Source organism: Mesorhizobium sp. M7A.F.Ca.ET.027.02.1.1, from assembly GCF_004022985.1.
In the GTDB taxonomy this organism is placed as follows: Bacteria; Pseudomonadota; Alphaproteobacteria; order Rhizobiales; family Rhizobiaceae; genus Mesorhizobium.
This window is the reverse complement of sequence record NZ_RZOL01000073.1, coordinates 1-20084: the sequence shown is the minus strand read 5'-3', so window position 1 is coordinate 20084 and position 20084 is coordinate 1. Positions and strand designations below refer to the sequence as shown.

Genomic DNA, 20084 nt, shown 5'->3' with positions numbered 1-20084 from the left:
GCCTCCGCCGGTCCGGACGTGGCTGTCATGGCGCCCGACGGGCGGCTGCTCGCAGCCGGCGAGACCGGCGAGATCGTCATTCGCGGACCCAATGTCACGACGGGTTACGAGAAGAACCCGGATGCCAATGCCACGGCTTTCGCGCATGGCTGGTTCCACACCGGCGACCAGGGTGTGCTCGACGAGGACGGCTATTTGCGCGTCACCGGTCGGCTCAAGGAGATCATCAACCGCGGTGGCGAAAAGATCTCGCCGCTCGAGGTCGACGACGTGCTGATGGACCATCCGGCAGTGGCGCAGGTCGTCACCTTCGCCATGCCGCATGACAAGCTTGGCGAGGAGGTGGCCGCGGCGGTTGTGCTGCGCGAAGGCATCAGTGCCACCGAGGGCGACATTCGCACCTATGCCGCGACACGGCTTGCCGATTTCAAGGTGCCGCGCAAGATCCTGATCCTGGACGAGATCCCCAAGGGTGCGACCGGCAAATTGCAGCGCATCGGCCTCGCCGCCAAACTCGGGCTTTGACGATGAAGATCACCATCTTCGGCGCCGGCGCGATCGGCGGCTATCTCGCGGCCAAGCTCGCCATCACTGGGCGGACCGATCTTTCGATCGTCGCGCGCGGCGCCCATCTGGAAGCCATCAAGGCGGACGGCCTGCGCCTGATCGAGGATGGCCAGGAGATTTCGGTCCCCGTCCGGGCCGCCGCCAAAGCCGACGAGCTTGGCGCCCAGGATTACGTCGTGCTGGCGCTGAAGGCCCATTCTCTCTCCCCAGCCCTTGACCAGATCGCGCCGCTGCTCGGGGACCACACATCAGTCGTCACCATGCAGAACGGCGTGCCCTGGTGGTATTTCCACGGCGTCGGCGGGCCGCTCGAAGGCACCAGGCTGAACGCGGTCGACCCCGGCGGCGCGATCTGGCAGCGGATCGGACCGGACCGCGTCATCGGCTCGGTCGTCTATCCCGCCGTCGAGGTCGATGCGCCGGGTCTCATCCGCCATGTCGAGGGCAAACGTTTCTCGCTCGGCGAACCCTCCGGCGAGCGCAGCGAACGGGTCACGCTTCTGGCCGAGGAGATGGTCAAGGCCGGCCTGCAAGCGCCGGTGCGCGAGGACATCCGTAGCGAAATCTGGGTAAAACTGTGGGGCAATCTCTCCTTCAACCCGATCTCGGCGCTGACCGGCAGCACGCTGGCCGCGATCGTTGCCGACGATGGCACCCGCGCGCTCGCCCGCACCATGATGCTGGAGGCGCAGGCGATCGGCGAAAGCCTCGGCGTGCGTTTTCCCATAGCGGTCGACCGGCGCATCAAGGGCGCCGGCGATGTCGGCGAACACAAGACCTCGATGCTGCAGGACCTGGAGCGCGGCAGGCCGATGGAGATCGACGCGCTGGTGAGCGCGGTGCAGGAACTTGGCCGGCTCACGGACAAGCCGACCCCGACCATCGATGCCGTGCTGGCGCTGGTGCGGCGGCTGGCGGTGGAACGCGGGTGTTATGGGTGAGATGGAAGGACAGGGCAAATCAGAGGCGTGGCGCGCGACGATCCAGGCCTTGAAGCAACTTGGCCTCATATCCCGGCTTGACCAAGGTTAGCAGCATGCTGAACGCCATTCACCACGTCGCGCTCATCTGCACCGACTACGACCAGTCGCGACGGTTCTACGTCGAACTCCTCGGCCTCGATCTGATCCGGGAGGTTTATCGGGAGGAGCGGCAATCATGGAAGGCGGATCTGCGGATCGGGTCGGCCCAACTGGAATTGTTCTCCTTCCCTGCACCAGCGATGCGGCCATCCCACCCAGAGGCTACAGGCCTGAGACATCTGGCATTCGCTGTGGCTAATCTTGAGCCCGTAATTATCCGCCTGGAAGCCGCAGGCGTTGCCGTCGAGCCAATCCGGATCGACCCATACACAGACCAGCGGTTTACCTTTTTCAGGGACCCGGATGGATTGCCGCTGGAACTCTACGAAGCCCCATAAGGAACGGTTCGCTTTCGCGACGGGCGCTGTGTACTGACGGTCTCGGTATCGGCGGACCGCGAATCTGTGCTAAGCGCCGCCCAACCAACCAAAGGACGACACCAATGAGCGAACTGACCGTGGCCGAGGCGACCGAGAGCATCTATGCCTCGCTCCGGGCGGACAATGCCGACATCGACACACATATCGCGGCGCTTAAGGCGGCGCTGACGCGAGAAGGGATCAAACAGGCGGTGTTCGATCCGGCCAAGCTGGCGCAGAACAACCGCTCGGGCCGCAAGTTGATGCAGGCTTATTTTCGGCAGCGCGGCGTGAGCGTGAAGTTCTCGGACCAGTAGAACCGCGCGGGCGATCTCAATCGCGCGATTTGGTTGGTTTCGGACGCAAGTTCCCCGACGCTTCGGGCCATCCCTTTTGACCGGCTCAATAACAGCGATCTGCCGCCGCAAGTGCATCGACGCGGTGAGCTTGGTCCAGTGCGCCAATCCGTCGGACTGACGCATAGAACCTGACATAGTCGCCCGAACACAAGTCGAACAGGCGCAGAAACGCGGTCACCCGATCGCTATAGACGGACGTCGCGGCGAGCTTTGCATTGTTGATCGGGGAAGCGAACCAGGCATCGTATCCCCGGTATCGGCCCCAGCGCCTGTCGCGCATGTGTCGGTAGCGCATCCGCAGCCGTTCAATCGCGGCCGTCTTCGCGGCCAGTTTTTGCTCCGAGGTGCCGGAGTTGGAATAGACTTGCGTCAGCTCGTCGCGGGTCCGCGACACCAGCGCAAGAAATTCAGCCTTGCGCCTCCGGGCAGCTTCGTAACGGCGCAATGCGGCGGTGTCGCCAGTCGCGCGCAGCCACTTTTTCACGCCGGTCGTTTCAACGGCGACAGCGAACGCCTCGTTGAATGCGGAATCGTCGTGCACGTAGACGCGCTGGTGGGCCAGTTCATGGAACACCAGCGCTGCGAGATTGGTTTCATCCTGGCCGAACATCGTGCTGAGCAGCGGGTCGCTCGACCAGCCAAGCGTGGAATATGCCGTGATGCCCGTCACATAGACGTCCGTGCCCTGTCCTTGAAGTTCGACAGCGGTTTCAGTCGCGGACTTCCTGGAGAAATACCCCCGGTAGGGAACACAGCCGAAAACAGGAAAACACCATGTTCGCGGCGTCAGCGAAAATGCCGGCGCGGCGAAGACAGCCCATGTCACCGAGTCCCGACCAATGTCGACATAGCTGCGGTAGCTGTTGTTGTCGGGCAGCGCCAGTTCATCCGTTGCGAACTGTCGTATAGCGCTCGCCGATGCCATTCGCGCACGCAATGCCTTCGGCGTCGACGGATCCTCGATCAGTTTTCCGACATCCTGGCGCGCCGTCATGATCCGCAGATGGCCCTGCACGGATTGCGCGTAGTAGGAAATACTGGTGCAACCGGTCACGCCGGACGCCACGATTACAACGACAAGCAATCGAAAGAATGCGCGCATCACGATTTGCCCAAAGCAGTGCTCACCCGTTCCGATGGAGTCGCAATTGCCCCAGGTCGCAAGCAGTCGCATCGATTTGATCGAGGTCTATAGCTTTCTGAAGTATCCGGACAGGTGCTCATTGGGGAGACGCATGCGTCATCACGCGCAAGCCGCGTCCCATCAACCTGCAGCTGATCAGTCCTTTCCCGCCCGCTTGAAAATCCGCGCGTAAAATTCGCCGACGATGCCGCGCCGGAAGACGAGCACGCACACCATGAAGATCAGGCCAGTGGCGATGGTCACCGGAAAGCCGGAAGTGGCAAGCGTGTTTTCCAGGCCGATGACAAGGCTGGCGCCGATGATCGGCCCGACCATGGTGCCGATGCCGCCCAGAAGCGTCATCAGGATCACCTCGCCCGACATCTGCCAGGTGACGTCGGTGAGCGTGGCGAACTGGAAAACGATCGCCTTGAGCGATCCGGCCAGCCCGGCCAGCGCCGCCGACATGACGAAGGCGCCGAGCTTGTAGTTGGCGACGGAATAGCCCAGCGAAATGGCGCGGTTCTCGTTCTCGCGGATCGAGCGCAGGATCATGCCGAACGGCGAATTGACGATGCGCCAGATGGCGAAGACGCCGACGAGGAACACCGCCAGCACGAAATAATACATGTTCAGCGAGACGTTCAGGTCGAGGACGCCTAGCAGCATGCCGCGCGGCACACCTTGGATGCCATCCTCGCCTTGCGTGAACGGCGCCTGCACGCAGAAGAAGAAGAACATCTGCGACAGCGCCAGCGTGATCATGGCGAAATAGATGCCTTGCCGGCGAATGGCGAAAAAGCCCATGACAAGGCCGAGCAAGGCCGCACCCGCCATGCCGAGCAGAATGCCGGCTTCCGGCGGCCAGCCCCACACCTTGACGGCATGCGCCGTGAAGTAGGCGGCGCCGCCGAAAAAGGTGGCGTGGCCGAACGACAGCAGCCCGGTGTAGCCAAGCAGGAGATTGAACGCACAGGCAAACAGCGCAAAGCACAGCATCTTCATCAGGAAGATCGGATAGACTAGGAAAGGCGCCACCAGCAGCGCCAGGATGCCGAGCCCGACCAGCGTCCATTCAAGCCGTGCCGAGTTTTTGGCCGATGTCTCGCGAAGCGTCAGTTCCGACATGTCAGATGTCTCTTCCGACATGTCAGGCGTCCCTTCCGAACAGGCCGGCCGGCCGGACCAGAAGCACGATGGCCATGATGACGAAGACCACGAGGTTGGAGGCCTCAGGGTAGAAGACCTTGGTCAGGCCTTCGGCAAGGCCGAGCATGTAGCCGGTGACGATGGCGCCAAGGATCGATCCCATGCCGCCGACCACGACGACGGCGAAGACGACGATGATGAGATCCGACCCCATAAGCGGGCTCACCTGATAGATCGGCGCTGCCAGAATTCCGGCAAGCCCAGCCAGCGCGGAGCCGAGGCCGTAGGTCAGGGTCAGCAGCAACGGCACGTTGACGCCGAAAGCCTGGACGAGGCGGGGATTCTCCGTCGCGGCGCGCAGGTAGGAACCGAGCCTGGTCTTCTCGATCAGCACCCAGGTTCCGAAGCAGACGATCAGCGAGGCAACGACGACCCAGCCGCGATAATTGGGCAGGAACATGAAGCCGAGATTGGTGCCTCCCGAAAGCAGCGGCGGGACGGCGTAGGGGTTTCCCGAGACGCCGTAATAGTAGCGGAAGATGCCTTCGAGCACGAGCGCGAGGCCGAAGGTGAAGAGCAGCCCGTAGAGCGGGTCGAGATCGTACAGCCGCGACAGCGCCAGGCGCTCGACCACGATGCCGAAGACACCGACGATCAGCGGCGCAAGGATCAGCGCCGGCCAGTAGCCGATGCCGAGATAGGTGAGCAGCAGATAGCCGACGAAGGCGCCGAGCATATATTGGGCGCCATGGGCGAAATTGATGACCCGCAGCAGGCCGAATATGACGGCCAGGCCCAGGCTCAGCATGGCGTAGAACGAGCCGTTGATCAGGCCGACCAGCAACTGGCCGAGGAAAGCCTGAACCGGGATTCCGAAGATCATCGTCATGGCGCCATCATACACCCAGGACTTCGTGGAGCTGCGTCATGCGGTCCGGCAGCTCGCCGACCGGGAACCCTGCCACCACCTTGCCGTGCTCCATCAGATAGAAACGATCGGCGACACGGCTGGCGAAGCGGAAGTTCTGCTCGACCAACAGGATCGTCATGCCGCGCTTTTTCAACGTCGCCAGCAACGCGCCGATGCGCTGCACGATGACGGGAGCGAGCCCCTCCGTCGGCTCGTCGAGAAGCAGCATTTTCACACCCGTTCTCAACATGCGCGCGATCGCCAGCATCTGCTGTTCGCCGCCCGACAGCCTGGTGCCGGGACTGTTGCGCCGCTCCTTCAGATTGGGGAACAGATCGAATATCTCCTCGACGCTCATGCCGCCCTCGGCCACGACCGGCGGCAGAACCAGGTTCTCGTCGACGGTCAGCGTGGCGAAAATACCGCGCTCCTCCGGCACGAAGCCGATGCCCTGATGCGCGGTGCGGTGCAGCGGCAGCCGCATCAGATCCTGGCCGTCGAAGGCGATCCCGCCGGTTCGCTTGCGGATCAGCCCCATGATGGCGCGCAGCGTCGTCGTCTTGCCGACGCCATTGCGGCCGAGCAGTGTGACCGTCTCGCCGGAATACACTTCCAGATCGACGCCGTGCAGCGCATGGCCCTCGCCATACCAGGCGTTGAGGCCGCTGACGGCAAGCAGAGGTGCGGTACTAGTCATCGGCGGTGCCCATATAGGCGATCTTGACGCGCTCGTCGCGGCTGACCGTGGCGTAGTCGCCGGCGGCCAGCACCTCGCCACGCTGCATGACCGTTATCCAGTCGCAAAGGTCGGCCACCACAGTCAGATTGTGCTCGACCATCAGCACGGCGCGATCCTTGGCCACCGAACGGATAAGGTCGGAAACCGTGGCCACGTCCTCGTGCCCCATGCCGGCCATCGGCTCGTCCAGCAGCAGCACTTTCGGATCGAGCGCCAGGGTCGTGGCGATCTCGAGCACGCGTTTCCTGCCATAGGAAAGGTCGCCGGCGAGCCTGTTCCTGGCGTCGTCGAGACCGACCGAGCGCAGCAATTCCTCGGCGCGCGGCGTCAGCCGGTCGAGCGCCGCCAGCGAGCGCCAGAACTGAACGCTGAGCCCGCCCGGCCGCTGCAGGGCAACGCGCACATTGTCGAGCACGCTGAGATGCGGAAAAATCGCCGATATCTGGAACGAGCGCACCAGACCCATTCGCGCGACCCTGGCCGGCGAGGTGCGGGTGATGTCGTGGCCAAGCAGCTCGATCCTGCCGCTGGTCGGCGCCAGGAACTTGGTGAGCAGGTTGAAGACGGTCGTCTTGCCGGCGCCGTTGGGTCCGATCAGGGCATGGATGTTGCCATGGCGAACATCCAGATCGACGTTTTTCACGGCGATGAAGCCGGCAAAGTCACGCCGCAACCCGCGGGCGGAAAGCACCACAGGCGGCTCGTTCGCGCTCAGGTCAGTCGGCGCCATCGGCCGCGCCGATCACTGGCCGGCCGTCGGACAGCCGCTTTCCTTTTCGCTCAGGAAGGCCTCGTTGCCAGGAATGGTGGCGAGATATTTGTAGTAGTCCCACTCCTTGGTGCTCTCGGCTGGCGACTTGACCTGATAGAGGTACATGTCGTGGACCATGTTGCCGTCCGCCTGCACTTTGCCGTTGGTTATCGCGGCGTCGTCCACGGGCATCGAATGCAGTTGCTTGGCGACCGCTTCGGTCTCGTCGGTGCCGGCCTTGTCGATCGCTTTCAGGTACTGCGTCACCGCCGAATAGGTCGAGGCCTGGATCATGTTCGGCATGCGGTTGGTGCGCTTGAAAAAGCGCTGCCCGAATTCGCGGCTCTTGTCGTCGCGATCCCAATAATAGCCTTCGGTCAGCACAACGCCCTGCGCCGCTTGAAGGCCAAGCCCATGCACCTCGGCCAGCGTGAACAGGAGTGCGGCAAGACGTTGACCGCCCTGGACGATGCCGAATTCGGCCGCCTGCTTGATGGAGTTGGAGGTATCGAGGCCGGCATTGGCCAGGCCGATGACCTTGGCGCCCGACGATTGCGCCTGCAGCAGGAAGGACGAATAATCGGTCGATCCCAGGGGATAACGCACCTCGCCCAGCACCTTGCCGCCATGGCTCTCGACGAACTTGGTGGTCTGATCCTTCAGCGAATAGCCGAATGCATAGTCGACGGTGACGAAGAACCAGCTGTCGCCCCCCTGCTGCACGAGAGAGCCGCCGGTCCCAACCGCTTGCGAATGAGTGTCATAGGCCCAGTGGAAGCCATAGGGCGAGCATTGTTTGCCGGTCAGCTCCGTGGTCGCCGCGCCGGTGACGATGTCGATCTTCTTCTTTTCCTTGGAAATCCCCTGGACGGCGAGCGCCACCGAAGAGGTCGTCAGTTCCATGATGGCATCGACCTGCTCGGTGTCATACCACTGCCGCGCGATGTTGGAGGCGATATCGGGCTTATTCTGGTGATCGGCGCTGATGATTTCTATCGGCGCTCCCTGCACCTTGCCGCCGAAATCCTCGACCGCCATCTTGGCCGCCTCGACCGACCACTTGCCGCCGAAATCGGCGTAGACGCCCGATTGGTCGTTGAGGATGCCGATCTTGACCTTGCCGTCGGAAATTTCGGCGGCCGAGGCGGGAATCGCGGATGCGGCGAGAAGTGCCGCGGAAACGAAAAGGCTTACCTTCATGGTTGACTTCCTCCCATAGCGATGAATCCGACCGACCCTCCTACGATCGATCATCGCAATGGTATTGAACATGAGGAAGATAGGGACAGAGGGGAAGAGGCCGTTGGGGATTTCGTGTGCGAAGCGATACCGTTTGGCGGGGGAACGCGAGCCTTGAGCGCGAGATAGAGACACAAACACGTGAACCGCCCGGCGGCAGTGCCGGCTCAGCCCTCGGCGGCGACGAGATGGCCGTTGCCGACATCCCTCAGCGCCAGTTTCAGCGGCGCCTCGCCGATCCTGCGGGTGGCGCTCGGGATCTCCTGTTCGAGGCGGGCGAAGCGGCTTCTTCGCTTGGCTGGATCGGGCACCGGCACGGCTTCGATGAGGCGTCTGGTGTAGGGGTGGCGCGGGTTGGAAAAGACCTGGTCGCGCGTGCCCATCTCGATGATCTGGCCGAGATACATGACGGCGACGCGGTCGGAGATGTTCTCGACCACAGCCATGTCATGCGAGATGAAGAGATAGGCGACGCCGAATTCGCGCTGCAATTCCTTCAACAGATCGAGCACGCGCGCCTGCACCGAAACGTCGAGCGCCGAGACGCTTTCGTCGGCGATGATCAGCTTCGGCCGCAGCGCAAGAGCGCGTGCAATACAGACGCGCTGGCGCTGGCCGCCGGAGAATTCATGCGGATAGAGCTCCATCTGATCGGCCGACAGGCCGACGCGCTCGAACAGCGCCGCGACACGGTCACTGCGCTCTTGCTTCGAGTCGATGCCATGGATCAGCAGCGGCTCGGCGACGAGTTCGCCGACGCGCATGCGCGGGTCGAGCGAGGCGTAGGGATCCTGAAAAATCATCTGCACGTCGCGGCGCACCGCCTTACGCTCGTCGCGACCAAGGCCGGACAGATTGCGCCCGCCAACCGCGATATCGCCGCTGTAGGGCACCAGTCCGGCCAGCGCCTTGGCGGTGGTCGACTTGCCACAGCCGGATTCGCCGACCAGCGCCAGCGTCTCGTTGGGCGCGATCGAGAAGGTCACGCCTTCCACCGCGTGGACGCGGCGGGTGACCCGGCCGAAGAAGCCGCCATGCAAGTCGAAGCGGACATGCAGATCGTTGACTTCGGCGACATTGGCCGGCATCGCCGTCTCGGCATCCCTGGATTTCTGGCGGCCGATACCGCTGCCGATGCGCGGCACGGCGGCCAGCAGCTCGCGCGTGTAGTCGGCTTGCGGCCTGGCAAAAATGTCAGCGGTTTTTCCCTCTTCGACCATGCGGCCATGCCGCATGATGATGACGCGGTCGGCCATTTCGGCGACGACGCCCATATCGTGGGTGATCAGGATGACACTGGTGCCGTGCTGGCGCTGCAGGTCGCGCAGCAGCTCCAGCACCTCGCCCTGCACGGTGACGTCGAGGGCCGTCGTCGGCTCGTCGGCGACCAGCACGTCCGGCTCGAGCGCCAGCGCCATGGCGATCATCACCCTCTGGCGCATGCCGCCGGAGAGCTCGTGCGGAAACTGCTTTAGCCGGCTTTCGGCTTCCGAAATGCGCACCGCCTTCAACGCCTCGATGGCGCGCTGACGAGCTTCGCCCTGCGACAGGCTGGTGTGTGCCTCGATGGATTCGGTGAGCTGCCGGCCGATCGACAGCACCGGGTTGAGCGAGGTCATCGGCTCCTGGAAGATCATGGCGATACGGTCGCCGCGAATGCGCCGCATCCGGCGCTCGTCGAGAGTCGTCAGATCTGTATCGCCCAAATGGATTTTCCCAGACGATATGCGGGCTGCGGGCTGCGGCAGCAATTGCATGATGGCCAGTGCGGTCATCGATTTGCCGGAGCCGGATTCACCGGCAATGCAGAGCGTCTCGCCGCGGCTCAGCGTGAGCGATAGGTCGGAGACGACCTCGCGCTCGCCATCCTCGCCGCGCACGCTGACGCAGAGGTTGGCGATGTCGAGGATGGATTTGGTTTCGCTGATCATTGCAGGCGCAACCCCCACCCGGACCTTCGGTCCGACCTCCCCACAAGGTGGAGGTAGGGCGGCAGCATTTTACCCTCCCCCTTGCTGCGAAGCAGCGGGGTGGGGGTACGGCGCCGACCTCCAGTCATTCAAACACGCAGCGCGGAAAATAGAACGACACCACCCAGTTCGGCATGTCGACGATCTCGCTGATCCTGAGATCGCCGCACACAGAGGCCAGCATATAGGCTTCGACCGGGTCGATCTTGTACCTCCCGGCGAGCAGGTCGACCATCTGCGCGACCGCTTCCCTGGCGCCCGCCATCAGGTCCGGGCCGATGCCCGTCGTCACCTCATAACCCTTGGCGTCGAGATGGCGCGTCACCGGGCCTGGCGTGGTGAAGCGCGGCGTCTTCAGCCTGGCGTCCTTGACCAGATCGAGCTTGAGCACGACGTCCATCGGGCTTTCGATCGCCGTGCCGCAGACCTCGCCGTCGCCTTGCGCGGCATGGGTATCGCCGACCGAAAACAGCGCGCCCGCCACTTCCACCGGCAGGTACAGCGTGGTGCCGGCGGCGAGATCGCGGATGTCGAGATTGCCGCCGACGCGCCTTGGCGGGACCACCGAATGGTGGCCCTTTTCCGCCAGCGCGTTGCCGATGGTGCCGGCGAAGGGTTTCAACGGCACCCGCGCATTTTTGCCGAACAGCGCCGGCTCGAGCGAGACGGCGTCGTATTTCCAGATGTTCAGCGCCGGCTCCTTGAAGTCGTCGGCGAGCAGCCCGAAACCGGGAATGTTGGCCGTCCAGCCGAAGCCGGACGGTTTGAACATCTCGATCGTCACCTTCAGTGCGTCGCCCGGCTCGGCGCCCTCGACGAAGATCGGCCCGGTCACCGGATTGACGGTGGCGAAGTCGAGCCTGGCGACGTCGGCGACCGTGCTGTCGGCCTGCAACTGGCCGCCGGAGGAATCGAGGCACTGGAACTCGATGATCGAGCCGGGCGCCACCCGCTCGGCCGGGGCAAACGAATTGTCCCAGCCGAAATGATGTTGGCGCCCGTGGATGGTGTAGTCGCAGTTATTGCACATCTTTTACGTACACATTGTCATAGTTGATGAAGACATGGACCGGATCGACATAGAGGTTGTCTGCGCCGCCCATGCGTGCGGATTTCATGCTGAAGCGCTGCTCGTTGAAGACCGGCGCCCAGGGCGCGTCTTCCATGATCTTGTCGTAGATCGAGCTCCACATTTTGTTGCGCTCTTCGGACTTTGCCGGATCGGTTATCGAGTCGGCCTCGGCCGCCTTGGCGTCGAGATCCTTGTTGCAATACCATGACCAGTTCCAGCCGCCGGGAACCGCACCGGCGCAGCCGAGGATCGGGCCGTAGAAGTTTGAGGGATCGGGAAAATCCGCGATCCAGCCCATGCCGCCAGACCAGATCATCGGTGCGCCGGCCTTGTCGCCGCCGGCGGCAATCACGTTGGCCTGGGCCAATGCCTGGATGCTGGCCTTGATGCCAATGGCCGCCAGATCCTGCTGGATCGCCTGGGCGATGCGCGGGTTGGGATCGGTGTTCATGGCGAACAGCTGGGTGTCGAAACCATCGGGATGACCGGCCTCGGCAAGCAGCGCCTTGGCCTTGGCGACATCATAGGGATAGCCCTTGTATTCCTTGTCGTAGCCCGGCATCGACGGCGGCAGCGGCTGGTTGGCCGGCACGGCGCGGTTGTTGATGATCTGGACGATGCGCGCCTTGTTGATCGCCATGTTGACGGCTTGCCTGACCTTCACATTGTCGAAGGGCGCCATGGTGGTGTTCATGGTGATGTAGCCGGTGTGCAGCTGGCCGCCTTCGACGACGCGCGCCTTCTGCTCGGGATCGGCCATCACCTCCTGGAACTTTGCCGGTGGAATGCCATCGAGGGGCAGGTCGATCTCGCCTTTCTGCATGCGCAGAAGCGCCACGATCGGCTCCTGGCCAACCTCGAAGGTGATCTTGTCCAAGTGCGGCAGGCCCTTGTGCCAATAGTCCGGGTTGCGCACGAAGACGATGCGCTGGCCGAGTGTCCACTCGGCCAGCTTGAAGGCGCCAGTGCCGACTGGATGCTTGCCGAAATCGGCGCCGTATTTCTCGACCTCCTCCTTCGGTACGACATGCGCGAAGTTGATTGCCATGACATGCAAGAAGGTGGCGTCGGGCCGGCTCAGCTCGAACTTGACCGTATAGGGATCGACGACGGTGACGCCCGAGAGGCCATCCGCCTTGCCTGCGGCGACATCGTCATAGCCCTTGATCGAGCCGAAGAAGCCGGCACCGGGGCTCTGGGTCTTCGGATTGGTGACGCGGTCGAGCGAATATTTCACGTCGTCGGCGGTCATCTCGCGGCCATTGTGGAACTTCACGCCATGGCGCAGCTTGAAGGTGAAGGTCTTGCCGTCGGGCGCGATTTCGTAGCTTTCGGCAAGGTCGGGCTTCAAATTGGTGGTGCCCGGCTCATAGTCCATCAACCCGTCGAACAGGCTCTTGATCATCGACCAGTTCTGCCAGTCATAGCCGATCGCCGGGTCGAGCGTCGTGACGTCGTCCTTGTATGTGGCGATGATCTCGCCGCCCTGCTTGGCGTTCGGATCGACGGCGTCCTCGGCGCGAACACTTGTCATGCCGAGCATCAGCGCCAGCGCCGATGCCGCTACCGTGGATGCGAGAAACTTTTTCATTTTTATGTTCCCTTTCTCTGTCTGGTTTTCATTTTCATCTGAGCTTGATGCGGGGGTCGATGAAGGGCGCGATGACGTCTGCCAGCAGATTGCCGAGCACGATGGCGAAGGCCGAGACCAGGGTGACGCCCATGATGATCGGGATGTCCACGCGCTGGATGGCCTGCCACGCCAGCTGGCCAATGCCAGGCCAGCCGAACACGCTTTCGACGACGACGATGCCACCCATGAAGATGCCGATGTCGATGCCGATCATGGCGATGACCGGCAGGATGGCGTTGGGCAGTGCATGTCGGAACAGGATGGCTCGCCGCGCCAGGCCCTTGGCGCGGGCGGTGCGGACATAATCCTGACGCAGAACATCGATCATCGACGAGCGCATCATGCGGGCGTACCAGCCGGCGCCGAGTATTCCCATGGTCAGCGACGGCAGCACGAGATGACGCCAGGTGCCATAGCCGCCGATCGGTAACCAGCTGAGCCGCACGGCAAAGACGTAGAGCAGCAGCAGGCCGACGACGAATTGCGGCGCCGAGACGCCGACAAAGGAGGCGACCATCAGCGTCTGGTCGGTGCCGGTGCCGCGCTTGACGGCGGCGATCAGGCCCATGCTCAGGCCGAGCAGCAGCTCGCACAGGATGGCGCCGACCATCAGCAACAGGCTGGCCGGGAGCCGTGAGACGATCAGCTCGGTGACTTCGGAGCGCTGGATGTAGGAGCGGCCGAGATCGCCGCTGATGAGCTTCGTAAGATAGCGCCAGTACTGGACGATGAAGGGCTGGTCGAGGCCGAGCTGCTGGCGGATGTTCTCGACCGTCTGCGGCGTGGCGCTGCGACCGGCGATCTGGCGCACCGGGTCGGCCGGCAAGAGATAGAGCAGCGCGAAGGTGATCAGCGAGACGCCGAGCAGGATCAGCAGCGACTGGATGAGGCGGCGGCCTAGATAGGCGATCATGCCCGGCCCCTCTGCGTCGGATCGAGGATGTCGCGCAGCGCGTCGCCGATCAGGTTGAAGGCCAGTGCCAGCGCCAGGATCGCCGCGCCGGGAAAGAACACCAGCCAGGGTGCTGCCTGGAAGTAGGTCTGGTTCTCGAAGATGATGTTGCCCCAGGACGCGGTCGGCGGCTGCACGCCAATGCCGAGGAAGGAGAGCGTCGCCTCCAACAGCACCGTGGTCGAGATGCCGAGCGTGCCCCAGACGATGATGGTCGGCAGGAGATGCGGCAGGATGTGGCGAAACAGGATGCGCGGTGCGCTCGCCCCGATGGTGCGCTCGGCGTCGATGAACTCGCGTTCGGCGAGCGAAGAGGTCTCGGTGTAGATAACGCGGGCGGTCTGCACCCAGTTGACCAGGGCGATGACCATAGCGACGATCCACAGGCTCGGCTCGAACACCGCAGCCAGGCAAATGGCGAGCAGCAGTGCCGGAAACGCCATCATCAAATCGGTGAAACGCATCAGCGCGCTGCCGATCCAGCCCCGGAAATAGCCGGCGACAACGCCGACCAGCGTGCCGATGAACAGCGCCACGCCATTGGCGACGATGCCGATGATCAGCGAGGTGCGGGCGCCGTAGAGGATGCGGGTCAACAGGTCGCGGCCGAGCAGGTCGGTGCCCAGCCAGAATTTTGCATCCGGCGGCAAGGGCGAGCCCTCGATGGTCAGGCCGTCGAACATCTGCTCGTTGGGATCGTAGCCTGTCAGCCATGGCGCCAGCACGGCGCCGGCAACGACGATGGCCACGATGACCAGCCCGAGCAGCGCCAGACGGCGCCTGACCAGCCGGCGCCAGACGCCGGCGCGCGGCTTGACCGGCATGCGCCCTGGTGCGGTGAGATCAGGCGCGATGGGACTGGTCATCGCCGCCTTCTTCCCCCGTTGCTTCTTCACTTGTCATGGCCACGATCCGCCGCGCGGCATCCTCGACGCTGATCTGCCAGCTCATCGCCAGCGAGCGAAGCTGCGCATAGGCGCGGCCGTCATCGGCGCCTTTCGCCAGTGCCGTCACCGCGCGCACGATGGTCTGGCGCTCGGCGACGCGCTGGCGAAGCGAGGCAATCTCGCTGGCCAGATGTTTTCGCGCCTCGAAACTCTGCCTTGCGATCAGCAGCGCGCTATAGACGCCGGCATTGCCGACCGGCTTCAGCAGTTGCGCGTCGGCCTTGTGCGACAACGCCCATTCGATGCGGCCAGGCGCCTCCGAGCCGATCAGAGCCACCAGCGGCATCGGCGCTTCGCCCGGTTTCCACGGGAATTGCTCGTCAAAGCCGAGATCGGCGTCCAAGAAGACGAAATCAGCGGCCAACGCCTCGGGCGGCAATTCCGGCCAGCAGTCCAGTGTGATCAGGCCGATGGCCGACAATTGCCTGGTGATCGCCTGCACCGTCGGATGCGGGCGATGCAGGATGAAGGCCCTGGCGCCGCCGAGATTGGGGATGCGTGGGGTTCTCGTCACGATACCACCCTCAGGCGCGGGCGGCCGAATGTTTTTGCCGGGTCGTAGCGCGACAGATACGGGTCTGGCGCGACTTCGTCCTCGCGGCTGACGACCTCGAAGAAGCCATCGGCGATGCGCCCGATGATCACCGGCAGCGTCGCGTGCTGGGAATGCGCGTCGATGGCGATCGGCCCGAGCCGGGTGGAGAAGCGGCGTTCTGCGAAGGCTCTGGAAAATTCCGCCGGACCGGCTTCGGAATTGCTGGAGAGCACGTCGGCCATCACCTGCACGGAGGCATAGGCGGAGGCCTCGAAAGACGAGGCGAAGGCGGCCGGCCGCGGCGCGAAATACGGCCCGACCGACAGATGTCCCTTGCCGGATTCACCGATCGCCGGCAGCTCACCTTCGGTGAGGTTGCAGGAGATGACGGGACAAGTCTCGGGACTGAAGGCGGCATCCTCGTGACCCAGGTCGCGATAGGCCGCGAGGAAGGCGTAGGACGAGGTGCCGATCAGGTTGTTGAGGATGAAGTTCGGCCGCGTGGCGCGGATCTCCGCGATCAGCCGCGACACATCGGTCTCGCCGATGCGCAGATAGCGTTCGCCCAGCACCTTGCCGCCGGCATCCGCGATCAGGTCGCGCGCGACGCGGTTCATCTCCCAGCCCCAGATGTAGTTCGAGCCGAGCAGGAAACCGTTGGCGCCGAAACGCGGCACGACATGCGCCATCAGCGGCACCAGATGCTGGTTGGGGCAGGCGTGCATGTAGACGACGTGCTCGTTGGCCTCGAAGCCCTCATAGGGGCAGGCGTACCAGAGCATGCCGCCCGCCTTCTCGAGCACCGGAATGGCTTCCTTGCGGCTCCACGAGGTGACGCAGCCGACGACATGGCGCGCGCTGCTGGTCCTGAAAATATCCTCGCACAGCGTCGCGTAGCGGTCCGCATTGCTTTGCGGATCGCGCTCGACCGGCACCAGTTCGATGCCTGAGCTGCGATCGGCGTTGATGTCGGCGATGGCGCGCATGGCGCCGATGCGGCACGCATCGGAGACGAGCTGATAGCTCCCCGAGCGGGAATACAGGATGCCGATCTCGATACGCCGTTTCAAACAGATCCCCAAAATGACAATGCCTCGCAGCCAGCGCCGGAAGGGCGAGGCATACGAGGCATTCTTGCCGCCCGGCGATCAGAGCCGGTATTTTGCGCTAGCGTATTCTGTCCGGCGGGTCAGTCAAGCCCTCAACGATATTTGCGTGACCGTCATCGCCGTTTCGCTGCCGCCGGCTATCTGGCCGCCGGCCTCTGACCGTGTTGACGGGCATAGGTCACACAGGCGTCCACCGTGCTGACACAAAGCGCGTCGCGCCTGTTCGGCAAATTGTTGTCGCCGGCATAGGCAACTTCGGCGACGCGGCCGTCGACTATGCGAATTTGCGTGTCGCAATAACCGCCGGGAGCGACATTGACGGAGCCGCCGACCGCGGGGATCGCGCCGACCGCCAAAGTCGGAACCACAATGCTGAGATTGCCGCGCTGGACGATGCGCTTGTAGGTCCAGATCTGGCCCGATCGGCCGGCGTCGGCGGTGGCGGTCGGAAACCCGGCGCACATTCGAACATCGGCTTCGCTGAGGCCGACCATCTCCTTGCGGGCGGCCGCCGCCGTTGGATCAACCTTGGCGATACGCGACGTATCGTCGGGAACGACGCAGGAAGACTGGATGCCGACACAGAGAACAGCGAGGGCAAGCTTTTGAATGCAGGAAAATATCATGCCGACTGTCAGATTGGTCCGATGTCAGATTTGCGTGGCGCCCGCCGCTCCTTTCTACCTAGGCAGACAGGCGAAGGGATCAACCCGTTCAGCTTCACGAAAAAGTGGCTGTGGCTGCAACATGGAGAATTGCGCGTCACGGGTCTGCATTTCACGCAGGATCAATGGCCCTGCAAGTGCTTCCTACGGCAGGCGGCGGGCGCTTCGCCGACCCGCGCGCGAAAGAACCGTGAAAAATACGCCGGGTCGTCGAAGCCGATCTCGTAGGCGATGTCCTCCACCGTGCGTACGGTGAACAGCAGCAGACGCTTGGCCTCCAGCAGCCGCCTTTCGCTGACGACCCGCTTGACGCCGGCGCCCAGCACCGCATGGGCAGCCTTGTCGAGAAGATGCGGCGTGGTGGCCAGCGCCTCGACGTAGCGATCGACCGGCCAGTTGTCGCGGAAATGCGCGTCGGCGAGCCGACGCAGGCCCCGCGCCAGCGAAGCATCGGAAGAGGCGGCGGATGCGGTCACGCCGGGGCTGAGGCGCGCAATGTGGGAGAGTGCGACTGCGATCAGCGCCGGCAGGACCCTGTCATTGCCGGCTTGCGCCTCGGCATATTCGGCGGCGATCATCTCCAGCACCGCCGCCAGTCTCGCCCACGCCGCGTGTCGTGGCAGACCGTCGGCAAAGACCGGCCTGTCCAGCGGCAGCAGGCTGTGAGCGGCGATGGCCGCGAGCGCGCCGTCGGCGACCGAGACGACGATGGCGTCGGTGCCGGGTCCGATCGAGAAGCCATGCACGACAGCGCTCGGCACGAAGCTGACGGCAGGCGCCGAAAAGTCCCAGGATCGGTCTTCGATACGGTAGGTGCCGGAGCCGCTGGTCCAGTAGGTGATCTGGCCCATCTGCGGATGCTTGTGCGCCGCAACCTGACCAAGATGCATATTGCTGCGCGCAAGCACAGTCTCGACATGCAGGAAGCCGACATCGAGCGGCCTTACCGGCTCGCCATAGACGAAGAAGTCGGGGATGGAATTCTGGCTCATGGCGCCCGAAAAAGTCCAATCGGTTTTGCCGTTCCGTCCATAACAGATGCATGCCCAAGGTGCTAGTGTTGCGGCTTAAGAGGAGGACCATCATGCGATCAGAAGACTTCCGCGCCGACAAGGCACGGCCGTTCACCGGGGCCGAGTATCTGGAGAGCCTGCGCGACGGCCGCGAGGTCTATATCAATGGCGAACGCATTGCCGATGTCACCACGCACCCGTCGATGCGCAATTCGGCGCGGTCGCTGGCGCGCCTCTACGATGCGCTGCATGATCCCCTGCGACGGGACACGCTGACCTCGCCGACCGACACCGGCTCGGGCGGCTACACCCACAAATATTTCCGGGTTGCCAAATCCTCTGGCGAACTCGCCGCCCAGCAGACGGCGATCGCCGAGTGGTCACGCATGTCCTATGGCTGGATGGGGCGCACGCCCGACTACAAGGCGGCGCTGATGAACACGCTCGGCGCCAATGCCGACTGGTACGGGCCGTTCAAGGACAATGCCCTGTCCTGGCACAGGCGTGCCCAGGAAGCCGCACTGTTCATGAACCATGCCATCGTCAACCCGCCGATTGACCGCCACAAGCCGGCCGAACAAGTGAAGGACGTCTTCGTCCACATCACCAGGGAGACGGATGCCGGCATCTACGTCTCCGGCGCCAAGGTGGTGGCGACGTCCTCGGCGCTGACGCACTATAATTTCCTGGCGCAGGGATCGGCGACGGTCACCGAGGATCCGTCGCTGTCGGTGATGTTCATCGTGCCGATGAATGCGCCTGGAATAAAGATGTTCTGCCGCGTCTCCTACGAGCAGACCGCCAACACGATGGCGGCACCCTTCGACTATCCGCTGTCGTCACGCTTCGACGAGAACGACGCGATCCTGGTGCTCGACAATGTCTTCATCCCCTGGGAGGACGTTCTGGTGCTGCGCGACGCGCAGAAAATCCTGTCCTTCCATCCGGCATCCGGCTTCATGCATGGCTATTGCTTCCAGGGCTGCACGCGTTTCGCCGTCAAGCTCGATTTCCTCGCCGGCCTGCTGGCCAAGGCGCTGCGCGCCACGGGCGGCGATGCTTTCCGCGGCAACCAGGCGGCACTGGGCGAGGTCATCGCGCTCAGGCACATGTTCTGGAGCTTTTCCAACGCCATGGCCTACAACCCGATCCCGTGGGCGAATGGCGCGGTGCTGCCCAATCTGGAAGCCGCGCTCGCCTACCGCACCTTCATGTCGGAAGCCTATCCGCGCGTCATCGACACCGTGCGCCGGGTGATCGCGTCCGGGCTGATCTACCTGCCGTCGTCGGTGCGCGACTTCAACAACCCCGAGATCGACAAGTATCTGGCGCAATATGTGCGCGGCTCCAACGACATGGGCCACATCGAGCGCATCAAGATCATGAAGCTTTTGTGGGACGCGACCGGCACCGAGTTCGGCGGCCGCCACGCGCTCTACGAGCTCAACTATGCCGGCGCGCCGGAAGAGGTGCGGCTGCAGGTGCTGAAAGGAGCTGAGCGCGGCGGGCGGCTGAAGGCGATGGAAGAGCTCGTCGACACCTGCATGGCCGACTATGACGAGAATGGCTGGACGGGCGATACCTGGTTCAATCCGCTTGTCTCAACGGCCGAGTGAAACCAGATGGCCACGCAGATTTCGAAAGCCGATTTCCGCGACGCCATGGCGAGGGTCTGCGCGCCGGTCAACATCGTCACCACCGATGGCCCGGCAGGGCGCGGCGGCTTCACCGCCACCGCCATGTGCAGCGTCTCCGACGAGCCGCCGACGCTGCTGGTGTGCATGAACGGGCGCTCGACGCAGGCCGCCATGTTCCTGTCCAACCAGCGCTTCTGCGTCAACGTGCTGACGCATGACCACATGCATCTGGCGGGAAAATTCGCTGGCGCGGCCAGGGACATGGAGGCACGC

At 63.7% G+C, this 20084-nt stretch carries 20 protein-coding genes and 1 pseudogene; 6 read left to right on the top strand and 15 right to left on the bottom strand.

What is annotated here, in order from left to right; translation table 11 throughout:
• The 4 genes and pseudogenes from EN749_RS11345 to EN749_RS11330 all read left to right on the top strand — a co-directional run.
• Nucleotides 1-525: pseudogene (locus tag EN749_RS11345) on the top strand (AMP-binding protein); the annotation flags it as partial.
• A gap of 2 nt (nt 526-527) precedes the next feature.
• Nucleotides 528-1508, top strand: coding sequence for a 2-dehydropantoate 2-reductase (locus tag EN749_RS11340; RefSeq protein WP_128363164.1), 981 nt, complete (start codon nt 528-530; stop codon nt 1506-1508).
• A 95-nt stretch (nt 1509-1603) separates the two neighbouring features.
• Nucleotides 1604-1987 (top strand): VOC family protein, encoded by a 384-nt coding sequence (locus EN749_RS11335; protein WP_127328086.1) that lies wholly within the window; start codon nt 1604-1606, stop codon nt 1985-1987.
• Nucleotides 1988-2091: 104 nt separating this feature from the next.
• Nucleotides 2092-2325: a hypothetical protein gene (locus tag EN749_RS11330; protein ID WP_127267610.1), complete on the top strand. Its 234-nt coding sequence runs from the start codon at nt 2092-2094 to the stop codon at nt 2323-2325.
• 85 nt (nt 2326-2410) lie between these two features.
• Here the strand turns inward: EN749_RS11330 and EN749_RS11325 are convergent, their stop codons facing one another.
• From EN749_RS11325 to EN749_RS11255, 15 genes are all read right to left on the bottom strand, one after another.
• On the bottom strand, nt 2411-3469 hold the full coding sequence (locus tag EN749_RS11325; RefSeq protein ID WP_128363166.1) for an aminopeptidase: 1059 nt from the start codon (nt 3467-3469) through the stop codon (nt 2411-2413).
• A 177-nt stretch (nt 3470-3646) separates the two neighbouring features.
• Nucleotides 3647-4618 carry a branched-chain amino acid ABC transporter permease gene (locus tag EN749_RS11320; protein ID WP_128363165.1) on the bottom strand — a complete coding sequence of 324 codons (972 nt, stop codon included), beginning with the start codon at nt 4616-4618 and terminating at the stop codon, nt 3647-3649.
• 22 nt (nt 4619-4640) lie between these two features.
• Nucleotides 4641-5528 carry a branched-chain amino acid ABC transporter permease gene (locus tag EN749_RS11315; protein WP_127321083.1) on the bottom strand — a complete coding sequence of 296 codons (888 nt, stop codon included), beginning with the start codon at nt 5526-5528 and terminating at the stop codon, nt 4641-4643.
• Between the two features lie 7 nt (nt 5529-5535).
• Nucleotides 5536-6246: an ABC transporter ATP-binding protein gene (locus EN749_RS11310; RefSeq protein ID WP_127267608.1), complete on the bottom strand. Its 711-nt coding sequence runs from the start codon at nt 6244-6246 to the stop codon at nt 5536-5538.
• The gene (locus EN749_RS11305) at nt 6239-7018 is read right to left on the bottom strand and encodes an ABC transporter ATP-binding protein (RefSeq protein WP_127267607.1); all 780 of its coding nucleotides are present in this window, start codon (nt 7016-7018) and stop codon (nt 6239-6241) included. Before EN749_RS11305 ends, EN749_RS11310 begins: the two co-directional genes overlap by 8 nt.
• Nucleotides 7019-7030: 12 nt before the next feature.
• Nucleotides 7031-8239, bottom strand: a complete 1209-nt coding sequence (locus EN749_RS11300) for an ABC transporter substrate-binding protein (protein ID WP_027040146.1) — start codon at nt 8237-8239, stop codon at nt 7031-7033.
• 206 nt (nt 8240-8445) lie between these two features.
• Complete coding sequence (locus EN749_RS11295; protein ID WP_128363163.1) at nt 8446-10209, bottom strand: ABC transporter ATP-binding protein; 1764 nt, start codon at nt 10207-10209, stop codon at nt 8446-8448.
• A gap of 124 nt (nt 10210-10333) precedes the next feature.
• On the bottom strand, nt 10334-11278 hold the full coding sequence (locus EN749_RS11290; RefSeq protein ID WP_128363162.1) for an acetamidase/formamidase family protein: 945 nt from the start codon (nt 11276-11278) through the stop codon (nt 10334-10336).
• Nucleotides 11268-12911 (bottom strand): ABC transporter substrate-binding protein, encoded by a 1644-nt coding sequence (locus tag EN749_RS11285; protein ID WP_128363161.1) that lies wholly within the window; start codon nt 12909-12911, stop codon nt 11268-11270. The genes EN749_RS11290 and EN749_RS11285 overlap by 11 nt, the downstream gene beginning before the upstream one ends.
• Before the next feature lie 34 nt (nt 12912-12945).
• Complete coding sequence (locus tag EN749_RS11280; RefSeq protein ID WP_128363160.1) at nt 12946-13866, bottom strand: ABC transporter permease; 921 nt, start codon at nt 13864-13866, stop codon at nt 12946-12948.
• On the bottom strand, nt 13863-14729 hold the full coding sequence (locus EN749_RS11275; RefSeq protein WP_128278528.1) for an ABC transporter permease: 867 nt from the start codon (nt 14727-14729) through the stop codon (nt 13863-13865). The genes EN749_RS11280 and EN749_RS11275 overlap by 4 nt, the downstream gene beginning before the upstream one ends.
• A 19-nt stretch (nt 14730-14748) precedes the next feature.
• Nucleotides 14749-15366 carry an ANTAR domain-containing protein gene (locus tag EN749_RS11270; RefSeq protein ID WP_128363159.1) on the bottom strand — a complete coding sequence of 206 codons (618 nt, stop codon included), beginning with the start codon at nt 15364-15366 and terminating at the stop codon, nt 14749-14751.
• Nucleotides 15363-16457: a transporter substrate-binding protein gene (locus EN749_RS11265; protein ID WP_128363158.1), complete on the bottom strand. Its 1095-nt coding sequence runs from the start codon at nt 16455-16457 to the stop codon at nt 15363-15365. Before EN749_RS11265 ends, EN749_RS11270 begins: the two co-directional genes overlap by 4 nt.
• Before the next feature lie 176 nt (nt 16458-16633).
• A complete protein-coding gene (locus tag EN749_RS11260) occupies nt 16634-17122 on the bottom strand; it encodes a hypothetical protein (protein WP_128287730.1) in 489 nt (162 codons plus the stop codon).
• A gap of 161 nt (nt 17123-17283) precedes the next feature.
• Nucleotides 17284-18153 carry a helix-turn-helix domain-containing protein gene (locus tag EN749_RS11255; protein ID WP_128363157.1) on the bottom strand — a complete coding sequence of 290 codons (870 nt, stop codon included), beginning with the start codon at nt 18151-18153 and terminating at the stop codon, nt 17284-17286.
• A gap of 92 nt (nt 18154-18245) precedes the next feature.
• Between EN749_RS11255 and EN749_RS11250 the strand changes: the two genes are divergently transcribed.
• Complete coding sequence (locus EN749_RS11250) at nt 18246-19790, top strand: 4-hydroxyphenylacetate 3-hydroxylase N-terminal domain-containing protein (RefSeq protein ID WP_127808400.1); 1545 nt, start codon at nt 18246-18248, stop codon at nt 19788-19790.
• A 6-nt stretch (nt 19791-19796) separates the two neighbouring features.
• Nucleotides 19797-20084: flavin reductase (locus EN749_RS11245; protein ID WP_189367463.1), on the top strand; the 288-nt coding region annotated here is incomplete at its 3' end.

Coding starts and splice junctions, on each gene's coding strand:
- EN749_RS11340 (WP_128363164.1), top strand. CDS start 528: ATGAAGATCACCATCTTCGGCGCCGGCGCGATCGGCGGCTATCTCGCG.
- EN749_RS11335 (WP_127328086.1), top strand. CDS start 1,604: ATGCTGAACGCCATTCACCACGTCGCGCTCATCTGCACCGACTACGAC.
- EN749_RS11330 (WP_127267610.1), top strand. CDS start 2,092: ATGAGCGAACTGACCGTGGCCGAGGCGACCGAGAGCATCTATGCCTCG.
- EN749_RS11325 (WP_128363166.1), bottom strand. CDS start 3,469: ATGCGCGCATTCTTTCGATTGCTTGTCGTTGTAATCGTGGCGTCCGGC.
- EN749_RS11320 (WP_128363165.1), bottom strand. CDS start 4,618: ATGTCGGAACTGACGCTTCGCGAGACATCGGCCAAAAACTCGGCACGG.
- EN749_RS11315 (WP_127321083.1), bottom strand. CDS start 5,528: ATGACGATGATCTTCGGAATCCCGGTTCAGGCTTTCCTCGGCCAGTTG.
- EN749_RS11310 (WP_127267608.1), bottom strand. CDS start 6,246: ATGACTAGTACCGCACCTCTGCTTGCCGTCAGCGGCCTCAACGCCTGG.
- EN749_RS11305 (WP_127267607.1), bottom strand. CDS start 7,018: ATGGCGCCGACTGACCTGAGCGCGAACGAGCCGCCTGTGGTGCTTTCC.
- EN749_RS11300 (WP_027040146.1), bottom strand. CDS start 8,239: ATGAAGGTAAGCCTTTTCGTTTCCGCGGCACTTCTCGCCGCATCCGCG.
- EN749_RS11295 (WP_128363163.1), bottom strand. CDS start 10,209: ATGATCAGCGAAACCAAATCCATCCTCGACATCGCCAACCTCTGCGTC.
- EN749_RS11290 (WP_128363162.1), bottom strand. CDS start 11,278: ATGTGCAATAACTGCGACTACACCATCCACGGGCGCCAACATCATTTC.
- EN749_RS11285 (WP_128363161.1), bottom strand. CDS start 12,911: ATGAAAAAGTTTCTCGCATCCACGGTAGCGGCATCGGCGCTGGCGCTG.
- EN749_RS11280 (WP_128363160.1), bottom strand. CDS start 13,866: ATGATCGCCTATCTAGGCCGCCGCCTCATCCAGTCGCTGCTGATCCTG.
- EN749_RS11275 (WP_128278528.1), bottom strand. CDS start 14,729: ATGCCGGTCAAGCCGCGCGCCGGCGTCTGGCGCCGGCTGGTCAGGCGC.
- EN749_RS11260 (WP_128287730.1), bottom strand. CDS start 17,122: ATGATATTTTCCTGCATTCAAAAGCTTGCCCTCGCTGTTCTCTGTGTC.
- EN749_RS11255 (WP_128363157.1), bottom strand. CDS start 18,153: ATGAGCCAGAATTCCATCCCCGACTTCTTCGTCTATGGCGAGCCGGTA.
- EN749_RS11250 (WP_127808400.1), top strand. CDS start 18,246: ATGCGATCAGAAGACTTCCGCGCCGACAAGGCACGGCCGTTCACCGGG.